This window comes from Microbacterium lacus (genome assembly GCF_044794305.1).
In the GTDB taxonomy this organism is placed as follows: Bacteria; Actinomycetota; Actinomycetes; order Actinomycetales; family Microbacteriaceae; genus Microbacterium; species Microbacterium lacus_B.
This window is the reverse complement of the sequence record NZ_CP084996.1, coordinates 683692-704843: the sequence shown is the minus strand read 5'-3', so window position 1 is coordinate 704843 and position 21152 is coordinate 683692. Positions and strand designations below refer to the sequence as shown.

General features: G+C 66.3%; 18 protein-coding genes. 12 read left to right on the top strand and 6 right to left on the bottom strand.

Translation table 11 applies throughout. From position 1 onward, the window contains the following. The first annotated feature begins 45 nt into the window (after positions 1-45). From LG299_RS03520 to LG299_RS03510, 3 genes are read left to right on the top strand one after another with little or no spacing between them, the layout of a single operon-like run. Positions 46-1647, top strand: a complete 1602-nt coding sequence (locus tag LG299_RS03520; RefSeq protein ID WP_404433570.1) for a S1C family serine protease — start codon at positions 46-48, stop codon at positions 1645-1647. Positions 1648-1694: 47 nt separating this feature from the next. Beyond that, the gene (locus tag LG299_RS03515) at positions 1695-2990 is read left to right on the top strand and encodes a CDP-glycerol glycerophosphotransferase family protein (RefSeq protein WP_404433568.1); all 1296 of its coding nucleotides are present in this window, start codon (positions 1695-1697) and stop codon (positions 2988-2990) included. After that, on the top strand, positions 2987-4426 hold the full coding sequence (locus tag LG299_RS03510; protein ID WP_404433567.1) for a CDP-glycerol glycerophosphotransferase family protein: 1440 nt from the start codon (positions 2987-2989) through the stop codon (positions 4424-4426). Before LG299_RS03515 ends, LG299_RS03510 begins: the two co-directional genes overlap by 4 nt. Before the next feature lie 17 nt (positions 4427-4443). Here the strand turns inward: LG299_RS03510 and LG299_RS03505 are convergent, their stop codons facing one another. Continuing rightward, entirely contained in the window at positions 4444-5469 is a 1026-nt protein-coding gene (locus LG299_RS03505; protein ID WP_404434787.1) for a glycosyltransferase family 2 protein, read from the bottom strand. Positions 5470-5581: 112 nt separating this feature from the next. Here LG299_RS03505 and LG299_RS03500 point away from each other — a divergent pair, with 112 nt between their 5' ends. Further along, positions 5582-6868: a CDP-glycerol glycerophosphotransferase family protein gene (locus LG299_RS03500; RefSeq protein ID WP_404433565.1), complete on the top strand. Its 1287-nt coding sequence runs from the start codon at positions 5582-5584 to the stop codon at positions 6866-6868. A gap of 39 nt (positions 6869-6907) precedes the next feature. Here LG299_RS03500 and LG299_RS03495 read toward each other — a convergent pair whose 3' ends face one another. From LG299_RS03495 to LG299_RS03485, 3 genes are read right to left on the bottom strand one after another with little or no spacing between them, the layout of a single operon-like run. Further along, positions 6908-8284: an aminoglycoside phosphotransferase gene (locus LG299_RS03495; RefSeq protein ID WP_404433563.1), complete on the bottom strand. Its 1377-nt coding sequence runs from the start codon at positions 8282-8284 to the stop codon at positions 6908-6910. Positions 8285-8302: 18 nt separating this feature from the next. Then, a complete protein-coding gene (locus LG299_RS03490) occupies positions 8303-9223 on the bottom strand; it encodes a hypothetical protein (RefSeq protein ID WP_404433561.1) in 921 nt (306 codons plus the stop codon). Between the two features lie 57 nt (positions 9224-9280). Then, positions 9281-9973, bottom strand: a complete 693-nt coding sequence (locus LG299_RS03485) for an NTP transferase domain-containing protein (protein ID WP_404433559.1) — start codon at positions 9971-9973, stop codon at positions 9281-9283. A 197-nt stretch (positions 9974-10170) separates the two neighbouring features. Between LG299_RS03485 and LG299_RS03480 the strand changes: the two genes are divergently transcribed. Genes LG299_RS03480 through LG299_RS03470 form a run of 3 tightly spaced genes read left to right on the top strand, consistent with a single transcriptional unit; the run spans position 10171 to position 13238 of the window. Continuing rightward, a complete protein-coding gene (locus tag LG299_RS03480) occupies positions 10171-11397 on the top strand; it encodes an ABC transporter ATP-binding protein (protein ID WP_404433557.1) in 1227 nt (408 codons plus the stop codon). Next, positions 11373-12941, top strand: a complete 1569-nt coding sequence (locus tag LG299_RS03475) for a hypothetical protein (RefSeq protein ID WP_404433555.1) — start codon at positions 11373-11375, stop codon at positions 12939-12941. The genes LG299_RS03480 and LG299_RS03475 overlap by 25 nt, the downstream gene beginning before the upstream one ends. 30 nt (positions 12942-12971) lie before the next feature. Next, complete coding sequence (locus tag LG299_RS03470) at positions 12972-13238, top strand: DUF3039 domain-containing protein (protein ID WP_404433553.1); 267 nt, start codon at positions 12972-12974, stop codon at positions 13236-13238. A 12-nt stretch (positions 13239-13250) separates the two neighbouring features. Here the strand turns inward: LG299_RS03470 and LG299_RS03465 are convergent, their stop codons facing one another. Further along, a complete protein-coding gene (locus LG299_RS03465; RefSeq protein ID WP_404433551.1) occupies positions 13251-14576 on the bottom strand; it encodes a nicotinate phosphoribosyltransferase in 1326 nt (441 codons plus the stop codon). A gap of 40 nt (positions 14577-14616) precedes the next feature. Between LG299_RS03465 and murI the strand changes: the two genes are divergently transcribed. From murI to LG299_RS03445, 4 genes are read left to right on the top strand one after another with little or no spacing between them, the layout of a single operon-like run. After that, positions 14617-15444 carry a glutamate racemase gene (murI, locus tag LG299_RS03460; RefSeq protein ID WP_404433549.1) on the top strand — a complete coding sequence of 276 codons (828 nt, stop codon included), beginning with the start codon at positions 14617-14619 and terminating at the stop codon, positions 15442-15444. Continuing rightward, positions 15441-16196 carry a ribonuclease PH gene (gene rph, locus LG299_RS03455; protein WP_404433547.1) on the top strand — a complete coding sequence of 252 codons (756 nt, stop codon included), beginning with the start codon at positions 15441-15443 and terminating at the stop codon, positions 16194-16196. Before murI ends, rph begins: the two co-directional genes overlap by 4 nt. Before the next feature lie 19 nt (positions 16197-16215). After that, complete coding sequence (rdgB, locus tag LG299_RS03450; protein ID WP_404433545.1) at positions 16216-16836, top strand: RdgB/HAM1 family non-canonical purine NTP pyrophosphatase; 621 nt, start codon at positions 16216-16218, stop codon at positions 16834-16836. 24 nt (positions 16837-16860) lie between these two features. Next, complete coding sequence (locus LG299_RS03445) at positions 16861-17772, top strand: cation diffusion facilitator family transporter (protein ID WP_404433543.1); 912 nt, start codon at positions 16861-16863, stop codon at positions 17770-17772. Between the two features lie 23 nt (positions 17773-17795). On the opposite strand, the gene LG299_RS03440 is transcribed toward LG299_RS03445, so the two are convergent. Then, positions 17796-20207 carry an ATP-dependent DNA ligase gene (locus LG299_RS03440; protein ID WP_404433541.1) on the bottom strand — a complete coding sequence of 804 codons (2412 nt, stop codon included), beginning with the start codon at positions 20205-20207 and terminating at the stop codon, positions 17796-17798. 58 nt (positions 20208-20265) lie between these two features. Here LG299_RS03440 and LG299_RS03435 point away from each other — a divergent pair, with 58 nt between their 5' ends. Continuing rightward, entirely contained in the window at positions 20266-21147 is an 882-nt protein-coding gene (locus LG299_RS03435; protein ID WP_404433539.1) for a Ku protein, read from the top strand. Positions 21148-21152 lie beyond the last annotated feature (5 nt).

Here is a 21152-nt window from a genome sequence, read left to right as displayed (position 1 = left end):
AGCATCGACGGGCACTCTGGTGAAAGGTTTTCAGAAGGAGCAAAGATGAGCGACACCCAGGGCGATCAGCCCGTCAGTCAAGACCCCGACCAGGCTCACAGTCAGGACCAGGCACCTGCGGTGCCCGCGTTGCCTGACGTCCCGCCCGTCCCGCCCGTCCCGCAGGCGCCCTTCGCCTCGCAGGGAGTTCGTCCCGTCGGCGCGTACCCCGTCCAGCCGCAGGGCGCTCCGGCGTATCCGCGCCCCAACGGCTACGCCGGTCAGGCGCCTGTGTACCCGCAGGCGTATGCCGGTCAGCCGCCCTATGGCGCAGCTCCGGGCGCTGCCTTCGCTGCCGCACCGCGTCCCGGTGACACTCACGCGACACTCCCGATCACTCCCTCCGGCGTGACCTCGACCGGAACCGTGCCCACCGCCAAGGCACCATCAGCCCCGAAGTCCAAAGTGGGCGCGGGCCGCATTGCCGGGTTGCTCGTTGCCGCTGCGCTCGTTGGCGGTGCTGCCGGACTCGGCGGAGCGTACGCCGGTGCCAACCTCTTCGCCCCGACCGGAACCACCCCCGCCGCGGGTCCTGCGACGGTGACCGTGAACGACACCGAGTCTGTGAACGAGACCACCGGCATCGCTTCCACGGCGCTACCCAGCGTCGTCACGATCGCCGCGTCCAGCGCCAACGGTTCGGGCACCGGTTCCGGCGTGATCCTCTCGACCGACGGTTACGTCGTCACCAACACGCATGTGGTGACGCTGGACGGCGCCAGCGCCGACGCGGCGATCCGCGTCACGACCTCGGACGGTCGCGTGTTCGACGCAGAGGTCGTCGGCACCGATCCAACGTATGACCTCGCCGTGATCAAGCTGGTGGATGCCTCGGGCCTCACCCCGATCGCGTTCGCTGATTCCTCCGACCTGAACGTCGGCGACGTTGCGGTTGCGGTGGGCGCACCCCTTGGTCTTGCGAACACCGTCACCACCGGAATCGTCAGCGCACTGAACCGCTCAATCGAGATCGCGTCATCCGCCGCTCCCGAGACCACCGAAGAATCGGACGAGCCGGGGCCGACACCGGATGTCGAAGATCAGCAAGACGTTCCCCCCTTCCAGTTCGACTACGGACAGGGCCAGACCGGTCAGGGTTCTGGGGCGGAGTCGATCAAGATCGCGGTCATCCAGACCGACGCCGCCATCAACCCCGGCAACTCGGGTGGCGCGCTCGTGGACTCCGACGGCAAGCTGATCGGCATCAACGTGGCGATCGCCTCAGCGGGTGGCGGCTCGGCCGCCGGCTCAATCGGAGTCGGTTTCTCGATTCCGTCGAACATCGTCCAGCGCATCACGGATGAGATCATCGCAGACGGCGTGGCTACCCACGGTCTCCTCGGAGCGAGCGTGCAGTCGGCGGCGTACGTCGAAGGCATGACGATCACCGGCGCTTACATCGCCGAGGTCACCGACGGTGGCGCCGCAGCGGCAGCGGGCCTGCGAGAGGGCGACATCGTCACCGAATTCAACGGTGTTCCGATCACCGATTCGGTGGACCTGACCGCCCAGGTGCGCGCTGCCGCGGCCGGGAGCGAGGCGACCGTGACCTTCGTCCGCGGTGACGACACCCAGACCGTGGACGTGGTTCTCGGCGAGCTGCCTTAGCGAGTTTCGAGCCCGCTTCGGACGCTACCCCGCGATAGGCTCGCGGGGTGGCGTCCTTCTCGTTCGGTGCGGGGAATGCGCGAAAACTCGCCGCACTCCCGCTCTACGCGGCCGGCCGGTTGGTCACCGCGGTGATTCCACGATCCCGCGACGAGTGGGTCGTCGGGTGCGGTGCCGGAATCGGTGATGGTGCGCTCGCTCTGTGGGAGACCGCGATCCAGCGCGAAGGACACCGTGGTCTCTGGCTGGTGTCGAATGCTCGTGAGGCGACGGATGCTGCGGCCCGAGGCATCCCGTTCGCCTACAAGAACAGCCTGCGCGGTTTCTGGCGCACGACGCGTGCGCGTGTCGTCGTCGTCACCCACGGTTTCGGAGACGTCAATCGTTATGCGGTGAGCGGCGCGTTCATCGTTCAGCTGTGGCATGGAATCCCGTTGAAGCGCATCGGGCTGGATTCACCCGAGACCCTCCGGTTGCCGTCTGTGATCGGTCGACTTCCCGTCGCCGGGATCCTCCGGAGGCTTCTCTCCGGGATGTATGCCGTCGCGGCGCGTCGGATCCGCGTGCTCCCCGCCGCATCCGACCTGGTGCGTGGACGCCTCGAATCAGCGTTCTCGTTGCCGAGCGAATGCGTTCCCGTGAGCGGTGAGCCGCGCGTGGATGTACTGTCGCGTGGCACGCTCCTCGCCCGTCGGTCGGCGGCCCGGGCAGAGGTCGATCGCATCGCTGGCCCCGTTGACCCTGCGTCTCGGCTGGTGCTCTACGCGCCCACGTGGCGCGACGGTGAGATCGATCCGGCGATCCCCAACCCGCAGGAATGGTTTGCGCTGATCGAAGTACTCACGCGACACGACGCCGTGATTCTCGTGCGCTCCCACCCGCTGGGGGCCGGAAACTACGTGCCGCCCGTTCCGACCGAACGCGTTCGCCCCCTCGGAAGCGACCTCATCTCGGACATCACGCCAGTGCTTCCCGGACTCGAGGCCGTCATCACCGACTATTCGTCGCTCGCCTTCGATGCTGGACTCGTTCCGCTGCCTGTGGTCTACTTCGCACCCGACCTCGAGGCCTACGAGCGCCGGCGCGGTTTCTACGGTCAGTACGTCGATGTGGCGGGCAACGATCACGCTCGCAACTGGAACGACGCGACGTCTCACCTCGATGCGGTGCTTTCCGATGACGATGCCCGCGCCGAGGCGACCGCGCGCTCACGAGCGCTCAGTGACCGGCTGCACGCCCACCGGGACGGCCACAACACCGATCGGGTGTACCGTGCGATTCTTCGTGGGCTCGGTGCCCGGGCGATGTCACCCGCCGAAGCTGTCTCAGAAGGAGAGCGATGACCGACGCACGTTTCACCATCGACGACGATGGGGCGCTTCTCGTGCTTTCCGGAACCGGTGAACGCCCGGTTGTCGAGCTGGTGGGTCCGCGCGCCCGAGTTGCGGCGGTGACGAGCGGACGAGGCAAGACGTGGAAGGCCGTGGTCAAGCTTCGTGCAAGCCGCTGGGGTGGACCTCTTCTGCCCCTCCCCAGCGGGCGCTACGAGCTCCGCATCGCGGGCGCCGAGGTCGCCGCACCTCCCGCGATCGTGCCGACTCAGCTGGGTGCGCTCAGAGCGAGCCTTGACGGATTCACCGTGACAATCGCCCCACCGATCGATCCTGCGTACGACTCAGGTGAGGGTCAGGACGCGCTCGAGCGTCGATACGCGACTCGGCCAGGAGGTCTCGAGAACGCGGTGTTCTTCGAGAGCTTTTACGGACGCAGTGCGAGTTGCAATCCGCTCGCCATCGACCGCGAGATCGCCCGCGTTGCGCCCGAAGTCACGCGCTACTGGAGCGTCGTAGATCTCTCCGTCGTCGTGCCTGAGGGTGCGATCGCCGTTGTCGACGGAAGCCCGGACTGGTGGCGTGCGCGCGGCGCGTCACGCCTGCTCGTCGTCAATGACTGGTTGCGTCGCCGCTTCGCGCGACGCAAGGGGCAGGTCGTCATTCAAACCTGGCATGGTACGCCGCTCAAGCGACTGGCTTTGCACCGGCCAGGCTTCGATCCGCGCCGGATGGCGGCGGTGCTCAAGGAATCCCGAAGGTGGAACGTGCTCCTGGCCCAGAACGCGTACGCAGCGCGCATACTCGGCAAGGCATACGCCTTCCTCACCCGGCCGACCTGGGTGGAGGGATACCCGCGCAATGACGTGCTCGTCGGCGGCGACGGTGCAGATGCTCGCTCCGCACTGGGCATCGGGCCCGATGAGCGGGTGATTCTCTACGCGCCCACGTGGCGCGACGACCGCGCCGAGATCGTGGACTTTCTCGATCCCGTCGCCCTCGCGGCCGACGTCGATGCAGTAGTCCTCGTGCGTGGTCACTCGCGGACGCTCGAGCCGGGGCGCGATGCGCGTGGTCCTCGCGTGATCGACGTGACGGGGTTCCCCGACACCTCGCGCCTCCTGCTCGCCGCCGACGCACTCATCACCGACTACTCGTCAGTGATGTTCGACTTCTCAGTGACCTCCAAGCCCATGTACTTCTTCGTCCCCGATATGGAGCACTACCGCGGCGAGCTGAGAGGGTTCTATTTCGACCTGGCCGCGCACGCTCCCGGCCCTGTCGTGCGATCCCACGACGAACTGGTGAGCGCAATCCGCGCTGACGACGCCGCGCCGTTCGCGGCGACCTACGCGCAGTGGCGAGAAAAGTTCAACGCCCGCGATGACGGTCACGCCGCCGAGCGTGTGGTCGCCCGCATTTTCGACCAGAGGTACCTCGACCGCTGACGAGTCGGCGGGAGCACTCAGGGGAGCGGTGTGTTGCGATCGCCGAGCCTCGACGTGTCGACAGTGTCGTGTGCGCCTCGCAGTAGCCCGCTGATGAATCCCGTACCCCACGACACGTGCATTGAGGGCAGCACCGCCGCCGTCCACACTTTGTCGCGCCATCCGGTGCCGCCCCCGCGCCCCAGGGCGACCCCGATGATCAGCAAGGTGTAGGCGAGCAGCGGGAGATAGATGACGGATGCTGCCACCGACGCCCACCCGGACACGACACCGCTCACCTGCAACAGCGCGGTGATGAGGGCAAGCGCGATCGTCACGACCAGGAGCGGAGGCGCGAAGAAGCGTAGGGAATTGCCGCGTCCGAAGCGGCGCACGAGCTCTCCGCGCCAACGGCCCGTTGCGTAAAACTGACGGACCAGACGCTGCCAGCTCTCGCGCGGCCAGTAGGTGACCGAAAGGGTGGGATCGAACCACACCCGATACCCCGCGCGGCGGATCCGGTAGTTGAGCTCCCAATCCTCGCCGCGTCGGATGCTTTCATCGAACATCCCGACTTCTTCAATGACTGCGCGTCGCATCACACCGAGATACGCGGACTCCGCTTCTCCGGGCTGAGTACCCCCGTGATACGCGCCACCGCCGAGACCGATGGGCGAGTTGTACGCCCGCGCGACCGCACGTTGAAAGGGCGAGCGCCCTTCGGCGCGCATGACTCCGCCGACGTTCGCCGACTTCGTCTGATCAAGCGTCTCGAGCGCGCGGCGCGTGTAGGAAGGATCCAGTTCAGAATGAGCATCCACCCGGACGATCGTCGGGTGCGAGCCGGCACGAATCGCGAGATTCAGTCCCACCGGGATGTCCGCACGCGGATTGTCTACGAGAATGATGCGCTCATCGCGTTCGGCAAGCTCTTTCGCGAGCTCGGTCGTGCCGTCGGTTGAGGGTCCGAGTGCCAGCACGAGCTCGGTCGGGAACGCGGCATCCTGAGTCAATACGGTCTGCACGGCGCGCTCGAGGTACGCCCGCTCATTGAGCACGGGCATGACGAAGGTGACGCCGGAACCGCGCGCGACCGCCGAAGCATCGCTCGGGGGGTGCTCGTTCGGTTCCACTGATCGATCATGTCACGCGGATGTAGATCGGTACGCTGAAGGAATGGGTCTGATCTCGGATGCGAAAAAGGCCGTCGCGCTCGTGCGCAAAGCCGTCACCAGTCGCTCGGCCGCGATCGACGTCCGGCGCACGATAAGTGCCGGGCCGGCGCATCCACTGCACCACTACCGCGTCGCGGTCTATTTCGCCGATGGCGTGGTCAACATGTACCAAATGAGGCAGTGGTACAAGCCGCTCGCCGATCTGTCGGCCGAGTGGCCCGTCGTTGTTCTCAGTCGCGCCGCGACCGGCGCCCAAGCGCTTTTGGCCGATGCCGCGCTCCCTGTTGCGTTCGTGCCGGCTGTCCGTGACCTCGAGCGCTTTATCGCCACCCAGGACATCCGTGTCGTGCTCTACGTGAACCAGAACACGCGCAATTTTCAGATGTTCCGCTACGGACGTCGATGGCATGTCTTCATCAACCACGGCGAGTCCGACAAGATGTACATGACGACCAATCAGTACAAGGCCTACGACTTCGCCTTCATCGCCGGTACCGCCGCACGAGAGCGACTCGAGCGAGTGATGTGGGACTACGACCTCGACCGCCGTACGATGCAGATCGGTCGGCCCCAGGCCGATCACTACTCGGGCGCGCTGCCCTACACGCCCGACGAGCGGACAGTCGTGCTGTACGCCCCAACGTGGGAGGGCGATCGCCCGTCGGCGCACTACGGTTCGATTCTCACGCACGGTGAGGCGTTGGTCGGGGCGTTCCTGATGTCACGCCGACACCGCGTCATCTACCGTCCCCACCCGCGCTCAGGTGTCGTCAACGCCGAGTATGGCGCCGCGAACCAGCGGATCATCAGTGCCCTTTCGGCAGCAAACGACGCCGACCCGACCGCGCATCACGTGTTCGACGATCGGCCAGAGCTCGGATGGCAACTTGCCGCCGCGGATGTTGCGATTGTCGACATCTCAGCCATGGTGTACGACCGCCTCGCCGCAGATCGGCCGCTCATGATCACTCGACCTCTCGATGAGGCTGCCCACATCGACGTGCACGGATATCTGGCGGCGTGCGAGTGGCTCACTGCACAAGCCTCCCCGAACGTGGTCGCAGAGACCGAGCGCGTCCTCGCGGACGGCGAGACGATTGCACGGTTGCAGCATTGGTCTGAGCACTATTTCGGTGACACCGCTCCAGGTGCGGCTACGGCGCGCTTCCACGATGCCGTCGGTGACTTGATGTCGAAGTGGGAACTTTGGCACCTTCGCACGGCCGACGACGACACAGCGGAGGATGACGATACCGAAGAAGCCGAATTGGACGAGGATGCCGGTTGACTGTGCTCGTTTACGGTGCTCGTTGACGGTGCTCGTTGACTACGAGGGACGATCGACCAGTCGGTGGATTCCGCGCAGCGGGATCGTGACCCAGGTCGGGCGATTGCGAGCCTCGTAGATCGCCTCGTACACCGCTTTGTCGAGCTCAAGGGCAGCCAGCAATGGGCCGTGTGCGCGCAGGTCGACCCCGGACCGTTCGACGTAGCCCTCGATGAACCCCTGGCGTGCCGCGCGCGCCCACTCGCGCACCGCCTCGGGCGGACGTGTGGGGTGGTCCAGTCGGATGGAACCGGCCACGTAGTCGAACGAGCGCAGCATGCCCGCGACATCACGAAGCGCGAGATCGGGACGGGTGCGCTCGCTCATCGGGCGCAACGGCTCTCCTTCAAAGTCCACGAGGACCCATCCCCGCCCGCGCACGTGCAACACCTGACCGAGGTGGTAGTCGCCGTGAATGCGTTGCAGAAGCGGCCACTCGAGCGAGTCCGCGTGGGCGTACACGGCCTCGATCGCCTCCCGACGCTCGGCGATTGCGGGCACCTCGGCGATCGCGATCGCGAGTCGTCGTCGCCATGTCGCAGCGGTGGATTCGCGGTCTGCGGATTCTGTGGTTCGCGTAGCGAACAGCTCTGCGAGTGAGAGGTGCACATCGGCGGTCGCCGCGCCCAGCTCCCGTGCTGCGTCTCGGAAGTCGTCGCCGCCCGCGGCGGCTCGCAGGGCAACCCGCCAGGCATCCTCGACGCCGGGGAGGAACTCCTGTGCGAAAGCGAACGATCCCTGCACCGAACCACCGGACGTCGAGATATCGGGCCACGACCCGTCGACCGATCCCACGGCGCGCGGCACATGGGACGAGCCGGCATCTGCCAAAGCCGTCGGCAGCTCGATGTCGGGGTTCACACCTGGGTGCAGCTGACGGAAGATCTTGCAGATGATCGGGATGCCGCCATCCGTCGCCGCGAAGATCACAGACGTGTTCGATTGTTCGCCGGTGAGTACCTGCGCGGTGCGCGGACCGTCATGCACGGCAACGGGGGTCGGCACACCCCACGCGTGCGCGGTCGGCCCTTTCCCCTGGCCGCCACGAGTGAGCAGAGACAGCAGCGATGACGTGTAGGCGGAGTCGAACGGGCCGTCGATGAAGGTCGTTCCGGGTTCGGGGCTGCCGATGATGTGGTCGGGATCCTGATCGACCGTCGCGGTCGCTCGCGATACGACCGGGATCTGGTACAAAACGGTGGGCATCGTGCCTTCGTCGGCGACGAGGAACGTGCGCACCCGTGCATCCGGGTCGGTCGCTTCGGCACTCGGCAGATCCCACCAGGCGACCAGGCGCAGGCTGGGCAGTCGCCCCTTCGCGGCGTACCACCGTTGCCGCGGCATCCACGCGGCAAGACACGCCAACGTGCTGTCCATGTATGGGAGCGTACGCGATCAGCCCTCGTCGTGCCGTCGCGAAGTTCCGCTGACACTGTTGCCGACCTTGCGCGCCGCGCCGCCTACGGCCGACGCGCCTCGGCTGACTCCGCCAGCGATCGCTCCGCCGGCGCGCCGTACCGCTCGCGTCGTCATCGACTCGAGACGCACCGAGTCCGGACGCGGTTCGAGGTCGGTGGGAAGTTGCACGGGGGGGATGCCGAAACCGCGGCGTGAGTTCACCAGCACGCGTCGACCGAGCACGTGGTTGCCGGCCCCGCCGATGACCGCGCCGATACCGAACGGAAGCGCTTTTCCGAGGAGGGACGCACCACCCTTCGCGGCGAACTGGTGCACGAAGGACTTCTTGAGGCGGTCGACGAGCGGACCCATCGCCGCACGGGGGAGGGTCTTGGTGATCAACTCACCCCAGTACTTGTCGCGCGACACGCCCTTGCCAGTAACCTGGCCGGCCAGTTGTGAAACGAGGTCGACCCCTTCTTTGCCCATCATCAGGGTGAGAACGAGCGCGCGCGCACGATCTGGGTCGGCGACAGGGATTCCGTGAACCTCGGCGACGGACTGTGCGAAGAGGGTCGTGGCCTCCAGGAACCCGACCGTTTCGACGCCACTGAGGGCGAGGGTCACGCCCGTGCCGATTCCGGGGACGACCGCTGTGGCGCCGACCGCAGCCCCTCCGGTGGTCACGGCGGCGAGGTAGCGCCGCTCGAGCATGCGCACGATTTCGGCGGCGGAGGCATCGGGATGACGCAACCGGATGCTGCGCAGATGAGCCAGTACGACCGGTCGCTGGATCGCCAGCACGCGGTCGAGGGCGCGAATGACCCGCGGATGCTCGTCCGAACCCGCAGGCGGAAGTCCTCCCATCCACGGTGAGTCACCGGGGAGGGAGTGGATGCGGTGTACCTGTTCAGCCATGTCGCGCACGATCCTATGAGCGCGCGCTGAATATGCGCTGGACGTTATGCCATGCGCTTAGACGTAAAGATTCGCGCGCTCGAGGTCTTCGGCGAAGTCAATCTCGACGGCGTAGAGATCGGAGATGTCGAGAGGGGCCAGCAGCAGGCCGTCTTCGGCGATCGCGAGCTCGAGACCGCGCTCGAAGTAGTCCTGGTCGTCGACGCGGGTGAGCTGGCGCATGAACGCCTTCTTGTCACTGCTTGAGATGTAGTTGATACCGACAGCTTCGCCGATTCCACCCTTGACGACCTTCGAGAGCTCCTTGACGAAGCCTTCGGCGGTGACGGTGTACTTGACTTCTTCGTCGCTGACCTTCGAGGTGTTGACCGTCACGAAGGACTGGTCACGCTCGATGCTCTCGATGGCCCGACCGAGGACGCGGGGATCGAAGACGACATCGCCGTTCATCCAGAGCACGCCGCTCTTGCCGGTCTTGGCGAGCGCGCGCAACAGGCTCTTGGAGGTGTTCGTCTGGTCGTAGCGATCGTTGTAGACGTACTCAGCTTCGGGGAAGGCCTCGACGATGGCCTCGGCCTTGTAACCGACAACCGTGGTGATCTTCGCGTCATCACCGAAGGCGGCCCGAATGTTGTCGTGCTGCTGGCGCATGATGCTACGACCGTCGGCAAGCTCGGTCAGCGGCTTGGGCAGGCTTCTGCCGAGGCGCGAGCCCATGCCGGCTGCGAGGATGACGGTCTGAAGAGTCAAAGTGTGCTCCTGGAGTGTGTGATTCATCGGCGGTTCACCGAGGTGACACTCCTTCGTGCCATCTCTATGGTAGCGAGAACACCTGTGAAGGTGCAGAGCGCTCGGTCGACGTTGCGATTCTGTGATGTTCTGTGATCGCGCAGACTCATTGGGCGACAGACGGGTTCGGTCCGGGTGCTGGTTGATACCGTGGGACGGTGAAGTCCAAGATCGCTCGCACGCCGAACCCCGGGCCGCCGCCGCCGCTGCCCCCGGAATTCGCCGAGGCCGCAATAGTGATTCCACCAGTGCCGCCCTTGCCCGGCGCGGCGCCGCGGCCCGCGATCGAGGCGGAAACGGTCGCGCCCGCAGAGGCGACACCCGAGCAGGCAGCGCCCATGGTGGACGATGCCGAAGCCGTCGTTGAGGCGGAGGCGGTGAAAGATCCCGCGCCGGTCATGCAGACGGATGTGGCCGAAGAGCCGGTTGACCGCACCGTCGAAGTGCCCCCGATGCCACTCGCTGTCGTCGAGCCAGAGCCAGAGCCAGGCACTGAGCCAGAGCCAGGCACTGAGCCCGAGCCCGCCCGAGAACACGACAACCCGCACTTCGTCGAGGCAGTGACCATCGAAGCGGTGTTCGAGAGGGCCGACGACGCGACAATCGACGAACCGACCGATTCCTCGACGGCTGCGCTTACCCTGCGAGGGGTGGCGAAAAGCTTCGGCGGCGTGCGTGCGGTTGAAGGCATTGATCTCACGGTTCCGGTCGGCACGTTCTACGGCCTCGTCGGACCCAACGGCGCCGGAAAGACGACGACCCTCTCCATGATCGCGGGGTTGCTGCAGCCTGATCGAGGAAGCATTCACATCGGCGGAGTGGACGCGGCATCCCACTCCCTCAAAGCCAAACGCATGATGGGCGTGCTGCCCGATCGCCTGCGCACCTTCGATCGCCTGACAGGACGCCAACTGTTGTACTACTACGGCGTGCTGCGCGGGCTCACACCAGCCGTCGTCGAGAAGCGGACCGGTGATCTCGGCCGCGCGTTCGATCTCACGGAGGCTTTGGGCCGCCCAGTGTCGGACTACTCCGCGGGCATGACGAAGAAAGTCATGCTGGCCGGGGCGATGATCCATTCGCCACGCTTGCTCGTGCTCGACGAGCCGTTCGAGGCAGTGGATCCCGTTTCGAGCGCGATCATCCTCGACATCCTCTCCGCGTACGTCGCCCATGGGGGGACGGTGATTCTCTCAAGCCACGGCATGGACCTCGTCCAACGGGTGTGCACGCGCGTGGCGGTCATCGTCGCCGGCCAGGTACTCGCCGAGGGGACCGTCGCCGAGGTGCGCGGCGAATTGACGCTCGAGCAGCGCTTCATCGAACTGGCCGGCGGCCTGAGCGATGTGGAGGGCCTTGAGTGGCTGCATACGTTCTCAGACTGAGAATCGCGCTGCTGATCGGCGGTCTTCGGGGCGGGACCGAACACGCGACGCGGGTGATCGTCGGCCTCATTCTTCTCGCAGGAGCAGCAGCAGCAGTGTGCATCGGATTGCTCACGATGACGGATGCTTCCACCGACGCGGTCCTCGCTGTGACGGTGCTCGGCGGTTCAGCCGTGACGCTCGGATTCCTGCTCGCTCCGCTCATCGGTGGGGCGACCGACCCGCTCGACCCGCGGCGCTTCGGGCCTCTCGGTCTTTCTCGTGGCCGGCTCGCGACCGTATTGGCGTTCGCCGCTTTTCTCAGCATCCCGACCCTGACACTTACGGCCGTTGCGGTCTGCGCATCGATCGTGTGGCGTGCGCATGGCGCGCCCTGGTTCGCCGGCGCACTCGGGGTCATTCTCGGGGTCGCTACCTGCGTGCTCGCGGCAAAGGTCTCGATGGCCGTGACGTCGCTCTTCCTGCGTGACCGTCGCTCGCGCGAACTCTCCGGGCTGTTCGTGCTCGTTGTGCTCGTCGTGCTCGTCCCTATCGGGGTCTTCCTTGCCTCGCTCAGGTGGACGACGGGTGTGCCGACCCAACTCGCCGAGGCGGTCTCGACTCTTGCCATGACTCCGCTCGGCGCTGCGTGGGCGTACCCGATCAGCGTCGCTCAGGCACCCCCGGGCGCGATCGTCCCGCTCGCCATCGCCGTAGCAACTCTGGTCGGCCTGTCGCTGGTCTGGGCGTGGGCGGTTCGGCGGTTGCTCACAACGACCGAACGCCCCGCGACCGTGCGCGAGCGCGGGGGACTCGGATGGTTTGCGGTGGCGCCGGGCACCCCGGGCGGCGCGATCGCCGCGCGGAGCTTGATGTACTGGCTGCACGATCGCCGCTACCTCGTGAACCTGTTGATCATTCCGGTGGCAGCTGCGATCATCGTCATCCCGCTGTTGCTCGCCGGCATTCCGCTCGCGTTGGTCGCCCTGATCCCCGTGCCGTTCGCAGCGCTGTTCTTGGGTTGGCTACCCCACAACGACCTCGCCTATGACTCCACCGCGATCTGGATGCATCTCGCCAGCGGTGTGCGCGGGTTCTCTGACCGCCTCGGTCGGCTGGTGCCGGTACTGCTGATCGGCATTCCGCTGCTTGCTGTGGCGATTCCGGTTGCCGTGCTCTTCCACGGTCGCTGGGCGATGCTGCCCGCAATGGCCGGAGTATCGATCTGCCTGTTCCTCTCGGCCCTTGGGCTCTCCAGCGTGTCATCCGTCGTCGCCCCTTATGCGGTGTCTCGGCCGGGGGAGAGTCCCTTCCAGCAACCACAGCGCACGGGAGCTGGCGGAGTAGTCGCGCAAGCGCTCGTCATGGTCGGCGCGGCCGTCGTCAGCGCACCGGTGCTGTGGTGGTCATGGTTGGCGTTGCAGGGAGAGATCGAGTTCGCCACGCGTGCGCTCTGGGCGGGAGTGGCGATCGGTGTCACGGTTCTCATCGTCGGGATCGCCGTGGGCGCTCTGGTGTTCGAGCGTCGCGGAAGCAGCGTGATGGAGTTCGCCGAAACGACCTGAGCGGGCGCCTCGCGGCTAGACTGGCTGACCATGAGCACCCCACTCGACAGCCCCGACCAGGGTGGTCTCGCAACCCTCGACCGCGAGCTCGAAGAGCTCATCCGTGAAGAGAACATCGAGCCCGGCGACCACGAACGCTTCTCCCACTACGTGAAGAAAGACAAAATTCTCGAATCCGCGATCACCGGCAAACCGGTCCGCGCGCTGTGCGGCAAGAAGTGGACGCCCGGGCGCGACCCCGAAAAGTTTCCGGTCTGCCCGACCTGCAAAGAGATCTACGAGTCTCTCATCGGCTGACGGCTGCGCAGCTCACTCTGCGTCAACGTAGACCGTCGGAATCGCCGGATCTGATCGGCTCAGCGCGAGCGCCCTCACGGGTAGTTCTTCACGAACGTGAGCATGGTGCGCTCTTGCGGCCGACACGCCGCCCGCCCCCTCGAACGCCGTGTCGATGTCACCCGCGGTGACGAAGGCGGTCTGTAGAGCGCGCGCACGAGGATGTTCGTCCGGACCGTCGACGGACTCGAAGCCGTCCGAGACGGCGATGAGTTCGCTCGTCGCGGTGCCGCGGTCAAGGGTGCGGAACGCCGCTTTGCGCCCGCCTTTCGAGCCTTTGTCTGTCGAGGCCTTGGCCACCGAGATCCACGACCCTGCGGCATCCTGTCGCGCCACCAGTTTGAAGACCATCCCCGACGTCGGGACGCCCGAGCCGGTGACGACCGAGGTGCCCACGCCGTAGGCGTCGACGGGTGAGGCTGCGAGTGACGCGATCGCATACTCATCGAGGTCGCTCGTCACGGTGATCTTGGTGTTCGTGGCGCCGAGATCATCCAGTTGGGCACGCACTGCGGCCGCGACGATCGGCAGGTCACCCGAGTCGATGCGCACACCGCCGAGATCGGTCCCCGCGACGCGGATCGCCAAGTTCACCCCAGCACGGATGTCGTAGGTGTCGATCAGCAGCGTGGTGCCCACCCCGAGTGCCTGAATCTGCGAGCGGAAGGCATCCTCCTCCGTGTCATGCAGCAACGTCCAGGCGTGCGCGGCGGTTCCCATGGTCGGGATGCCCCAACTTCTGCCGGCTTCCAGGTTCGAGGTGGCGCCGAACCCCGCGATGAACGCGGCGCGCGCGGCCGCGACCGCAGACTCTTCGCCGGCACGACGTGATCCCATCTCCGCGAGGGGGCGATCGCCCGCGGCGATGCTCATGCGGGAAGCAGCGGTCGCGACGGCGGAGTCGTGGTTCACAACGCTCAAGGCCAGTGTCTCGAGGATCACGCCTTCCGCGAATGATGACTCGACCGTGACGATCGGCGACCCTGGAAAGTACAGCTCACCTTCGCGGTACCCGGTGATCGAGCCGCTGAAGCGATAGCCGGCGAGAAACTCGAGGGTCGCAGCATCCACCACCCGCTCGTCGCGAAGGAAGCGCAGTTCGTCGTCCCCGAAGCGGAAGTCGCGAAGGAGGCTGAGCAACCGTCCGGTGCCCGCCACCACGCCGAACCTCCTGCCGCCCGAGAGACGCCGCGAGAACAGTTCGAACACGCACGGCCGGTGTGCGGTGCCGTCCTTGAGTGCGGCATCGAGCATCGTGAGCTCATAGCGGTCGGTGTGCAAAGCCGTCGACGGGTGCATGCGGTCAGCCTAGTGATCCGCTGGCGTAGGCTGGTCGATCGTGAATAGCGCGCCGATCGGCATCTTCGACTCCGGGGTCGGCGGGCTCACTGTGGCTCGCGCCGTATCGGCGCAATTGCCCCGGGAATCCGTCCTCTACATCGGCGATACTGCACGCTCACCCTACGGTCCGAAGCCCATCGCCGACGTCCGCCGTTACGCACTCGAAGTGCTGGATTCGCTCGTCGAGCAGGGCGTGAAGATGCTCGTGATCGCGTGCAACACCGCTTCGGCCGCGATGCTGCGCGATGCACGCGAAAGGTATGACGTTCCGGTCGTCGAGGTGATCGGCCCTGCCGTCCGCACGGCGATCTCGACCACCCGCAACGGGCGCATCGGCGTGATCGGCACGGCCGGCACCATCGGCTCGCGTGCCTACCAGGACATGCTCGAGGTCAATGAACGTCTGACCGTGTTCGCCGAGGCCTGCCCACGCTTCGTTGAGTTCGTCGAAGCGGGGGTCACCGACTCGCCCGAGGTGCTTGCGGTCGCTGAGCGATACCTCGCGCCGTTGCGCCACGCCGGAGTCGACACCCTGGTGCTCGGGTGCACGCATTACCCCTTCCTCGAGGGGGCCATCAGCTATGTCATGGGGCCGGAGGTGTCGCTCGTGTCGAGCGACACCGAGACGGCGAAGGACGTCTATCGTCAGCTGGTCTCACGTAACCTGCTCGCAGGCCCGGATGCTGTCGCCCGCCATGTCTATGAAGCCACCGGCGATTCTGCCGAAGATTTTCTCCGCCTCGCGCACCGCCTCATGGGACGCGAAGTCAGCGACGTGCATCTCGTCCAGACGGGCGCCATCACCCTTCCGAAAGGACCGCAATGACCAGCGACACCACCCCGAGCATCATCCGCGCCGATGGGCGTGAGGCCGACCAACTACGCGAGATCACGATCGAACGCGGCTGGAGCACGCACGCCGAGGGCTCGGCGCTCATCTCTTTCGGTGGGACGAAGGTGCTGTGCACCGCGTCGTTCACGAACGGCGTGCCGCGCTGGCTGACCGGCAAGGGCAAGGGCTGGGTGACCGCCGAGTACGCGATGCTTCCGCGCGCGACCAACTCCCGCAACGACCGCGAGTCGATCAAGGGCAAGGTCGGCGGTCGCACCCACGAGATCTCGCGACTGATTGGGCGTGCGTTGCGCGCGGTGGTCGACACGAAGGCGCTTGGAGAGAACACGATCGTCATCGACTGCGACGTGCTGCAGGCTGATGGCGGCACCCGCACGGCCGCGATCACCGGGGCGTATGTCGCCCTGGCCGACGCGATCGAGTGGGGTCGGGCGAAGAAGTTCATCGGCCAGAAGGCAACCCCTCTCATCGACTCGGTCGCGGCGGTGTCGGTCGGGATCATCGACGGCGAGCCGATGCTCGACCTTGCGTACGTCGAGGACGTCCGTGCCGAAACCGATATGAACGTCGTCGTCACCGGTCGCGGTCTGTTCGTCGAGGTGCAGGGAACAGCCGAGGGCGCTCCGTTCGTCAAGCGCGAGCTCGACGCGCTGCTCGAGTTGGGCGTGAACGGTTGCGCCGATCTGCGCGACCTTCAGCTCGCGGCGCTGGCCGCCGATGACTGACGGCGATTGGACAATGCGCATGGCCTCAGGCCCTCAGCAGATCGTGCTGGCCACCCACAACCTGCACAAGGTCGCGGAGTTTCAGTCGATCGTAGCCAGCGTGCGGCCCGATCTTCAGGTGCTTGCGTATGACGGCCCCGAGCCGATCGAAGATGGTGTGTCCTTCGCCGAGAACGCCCTGATCAAGGCGCGCGCTGCGGCGGCTCACACGGGCCTCCCGGCGCTCGCCGATGACTCGGGAATCTGCGTCGATGTGCTGGGTGGTGCGCCGGGTATCTTCTCCGCGTACTGGGCGGGTCATGCGAAGGATGCCTCGGCAAACCTCGCCCTGCTGCTCGACCAGCTCTCCGACATCGCCGATCCCCACCGCACGGCGCAGTTCCACTCGACCATAGCTCTCGTGATCCCCGGTCCTGAGGGCGCCGTCGACGAGCGCGTGGTCGAGGGAGTGTGGCCGGGGCGTCTCGCGCACGTCGCTGCTGGCGGGGGAGGTTTCGGCTACGACCCGGTCTTCATCCCCGACGGCCAGCGTTTCGACGCTGAGACGACAGTCGCCGAGTGGACCGCAGAGGCCAAGAACGAGGCATCCCACCGCGCTCGCGCGTTCGTCGCGCTCGCCGTTCACCTCGAGGACCTCTGAGCCGTTCGGGCATAGCCTGATCTCATGCACGATCACGCGCCGACGGGCATGCGCTCAGCCAGCAACCGGCGGTTGCTGGCGATCTCGCTGGGGATCACGGCCGTCGTCATGGTGGTGCAGATCGTCGGGGCGGTGGTGACCGGTTCGCTCGCCCTGTTGGCAGATGCTGCGCATATGTTCACCGATGCCGCCGCCCTGGTGATCGCGTTGATCGCCAGCGTGGTGGCCGCCCGACCCGCGGACGCGCGCAACACCTTCGGCTATCAGCGCGCGGAGGTGTTCGGCGCTGCGGTGAACGGCGTGATTCTCATCGTCCTGTCGATCTGGGTTGCGGTGGAGGGTATCCGTCGCCTGATCACGCCCAGTGAGGTTGAGGTGGCGGGCGGGCTGATGCTCGTCGTCGCGATCATCGGGTTGCTCGCCAACGCGGCTGCGATGTGGCTGCTCAGCGCGGCGCAACGTCGCAGCATCAATGTGCGCGGGGCGTATCTCGAAGTCCTCGGAGACCTGATCGGCTCGGCCATGGTGATCGTCGCGGCCATCGTGATCGTGACCACCGGATGGATGCCCGCCGACGCGATCGCCTCGCTGGTGATCGCCGCGATGATCATCCCGCGAGCGATCTCTCTGCTCAGAGAGGTCGTTCAGGTGCTGGCGGAGTCGACGCCGCAGGGCATGCACGTCGACGAGATCCGTGAGCACATCCTTTCGACGGACGGGGTCGTCGATGTGCACGACGTGCACGTGTGGCAACTCACGCGGGGCGCTCCGGTCTTCAGCGCTCACGTGGTGGTTGACGACGCCGCCCTCGCGGACGGTCGCTCAGCGGCGATCCTCGGATCGTTGCAGACATGCCTCACCAGCCACTTCGACGTCGAGCACTCGACGTTCCAGCTCGAACCCGCCGGTCACGTCGAACACGACGCGCACGCGTAACGGCTGCGGTGGGGGTGAGTGACTCAGTCCTCCCTGCGGATGTCGTCAGGTGCCGAGTCGAGCCGGAGCCCTCTCCACCGGGAATGGCGCAGAATGCCGTCGGGCGTGAACTCGGCGAATTCCACTTCGCCGACAATGGCGGGACGCACCCACAAGGCGTCCGAGGCGTCGGCCGCGGGGATGCCGACGAAGGGATTCACGTCGGTCCGCAGCGGGCGCAGGAGCTCTTCGAGCTTCGCCAGCGTCGCATCGCTGAAGCCGCTGCCGACACGCCCCACATATCGGAGCCCCTCGGCCTCGGGAATGCCCAACAAGAGCGAGCCGATCGCGCCGGAGCGCCCACCCCTTCCTGGGCGGATCGCCCCGATCACGACGTCCTGCGTCCGGGTGAGTTTGACCTTGAGCCACTCCTCGGACCGCAGGCCCCGGCGGTAGGTCGAGTCGGGGTTCTTCACCACGACTCCTTCCAGCCCGAGGGTGCGCGCAGCGGCGAGCGCGGCATCCACATCATCGAAGACCGGGGGGACGACGATCGCCGGAATCGCGCCGTGTGCGCGATTCTCCAGTACGCGTCGGCGCTCGGCGAGGGGCTCTCCGGCCACATCTCGCCCGTCCGTTGAGAGGACGTCGAACAGGAAGAAGTGCACGGGCGTGTGGGGAGCTTCTCGCTCGATCTCTCGTGGCTTCGACAGGTTCATCCGTGCCTGAAGTCGCGTGAAGCTCGGTCGGCCCTTTGAGTCGAGGGCCACGATCTCGCCATCGACGACCAGGGGTTCCGGCCCGAACCCCGCATCGACGCGGGTGAGTTCGAGGTACTTCGCGGTGATGTCATTGCCGCTGCGAGCACGCAGATGGAGGCGGGCACCGTCCCAGAACGCGATCGCGCGGATGCCGTCCCATTTCGCCTCGACCCACGGCCCCCATCGCGTAGCCGCGTCGCGAGCGAGGCCCGGCGTGCTGGAGCTGGCGAGCATCGGGGCGAGTTCGCTGGGCGTGGGGATGCTGGGCGCGCGGGCAGTGACCGGCGCCGCATCCTTTTGCGGCGCCCCCTCGGCATCCGTCTTCATACGATGCAGCAGCCACGTCGACTTCTCGCCCTGTCCGTCCGTGCGAATGAGCGCCAGGCGCACACGGCCGAGCGGACCGCCGGGCCTGCCCTCGGCGGTGAAGATCACCTCGTCGTCGCGCCACTTCTCGGGCTCGTAGTGACCGGCGTCCCAGATCGTCATCGTGCCGGCGCCGTACTCACCCCGGGGGATCGTGCCCTCGAACGTGGCGTATTCCATCGGGTGCGGCTCGGTCATCACAGCGAGCGCGTTCTTCTTCGTCGTCGGGGGGATGCCGCGGGGCACAGCCCAGCTGACCAACACGCCGTCGTGTTCGAGGCGAAGGTCCCAATGCAGGCTCGACGCGTGATGCTCCTGGATGACGAACGACGGGAGACCGAGCGAGGTCGCGGCAGACCCGTGTGGACTCGCGGGAACGGGCTCAGGCGTGCGTGTCGCGCTGCGCTTGGCGATGTAGACCGCAAGGGGACCATCGCCTGAGCCAGCGGCCCGCCCTGACGGGCCCAGCGCCGCGAGTGGATCGCCGGACACCTCCGCGCGCTCGAGCACTTCCGAGAAGAGGAGGTGGCGTAGATCGGGGTCGTCGAGTTCGTCCCACGTGCGAGGCGCGGCAACGGTCGGGCGTGCGCGCCCTCGTAGCGAGTACGGAGCGATCGTCGTCTTTGCCGCGTTGTTCTGGCTCCAGTCGATGAGCACCCGGTGGTCCCGCAGGGACTTCTTCATATCGCTCACGACGAGATCGGCGTGATCGGCCTCGATCGCCCGTGCCAGTTCGTGTGCGACGGCGGTGACCTCGTCGCTGGTCTGCGAGCCGACGAGACTCGCATACAGGTGGATGCCCTTGCTTCCGCTCGTCACGGGTAGGGGGTCCAGGCCCATGCCGTGCAGGATCTCGCGTGCCCACCGCGCGACCTGTGCGCATTCGGCCAGACCCACCCCGGGACCGGGATCCAGGTCGAGCACCAGTCGATCGGGTCGACCGGGGTCGCCCTCCGGCGTGAAGCGCCACTGCGGAACGTGCAGTTCGAGGCTCGCCACTTGGGCCAGGTAGACCAGCGTCGGCACGTCGCCGATGAGGGGATAGTCCTTCGATCCGGTCGAGTGCGGAATCGGAATCCGTTCCACCCAATCGGGTGCGCCCCGCTCCAGATCCTTCGCGAAGAACGAGGGGTGATCTACTCCTTCGGGCCAGCGCAGACGCGTGACGGGACGGCCGGCGACATGGGGGAGCAGGAACGGGGCGATGCGCGAGTAATAGTCGATCACCTCGCCCTTGGTCGTGCCCGTTTCGGGGTACAGCACCTTGTCGAGGTTCGTCAGACGCAGGCGCCGTCCCTCGACGCGCACCAGCTGTTCTTCCCCCGGCATGCGCCCAGGTTACTGGCCGGGGTAGCCGCGCACGGTGTGACAGGTGTGTACTGGTGTGATGAGGGCGATCTGGAAAGGCGCGCTGACCTTCGGGTTGGTGAACGTGCCGGTGAAGGTGTATTCGGCGACCGAAGACCACGATGTGTCGTTGCACCAGGTACACAACGCTGACGGCGGCCGCATTAGGTATCAACGCAAGTGCGAGGTTTGCGGCGAAATCGTGGCGTTCGCCGATATCGACAAGGCGTACGACGACGGAGAACAGACAGTGGTGCTCACCGCGGACGACCTCGCCTCGCTCCCGGCGGAGAAGAGTCGTGAGATCGATGTGGTCGAGTTCGTCCCCAGCGAGCAGGTCGATCTACTGACTCTCGACAAGGCGTACTACCTCGAGCCCGATTCCGCATCGCCCAAGGCGTACGTTCTGCTGCGCAAGACGCTCGAGCAGACCGATCGCACGGCGATCGTCCGGTTTTCTCTGCGCCAGAAGACCCGGCTCGCGGCGCTTCGCGTGCGCGGCGACGTCCTCGTCTTGCAGACGTTGCTGTGGGGGGATGAGGTGCGTGAGGCGGCGTTCCCGTCGTTGGATGAGCCGGTGCGCATCTCGGCGAAGGAACTCGAACTCTCGGCATCCCTCGTTGAAAGCTTCTCTGGGGACTTCGACCCCTCCTCGTTCTCTGACGAGTACCAGGACGAATTGCGCACGCTGATCGAAGCGAAGCTGGAGAAGGGCGACACGCTCGATAGGTCTGAGACGTTCGGCGACCGCGAAGAGCCCGAGACCTCGGGCGAGGTCATCGACCTGATGGCAGCGCTCCGGGCGAGCGTCGAGCGTTCGCGCGCTGCGCGCGAGGGCAAGGATACGTCTGCAACCAAGACGTCGAAGTCCGAAAAATCTGAGAAGCCGGCCGCCAAGAAGAAGGCGGCCAAAGCTTCCTGATCGGC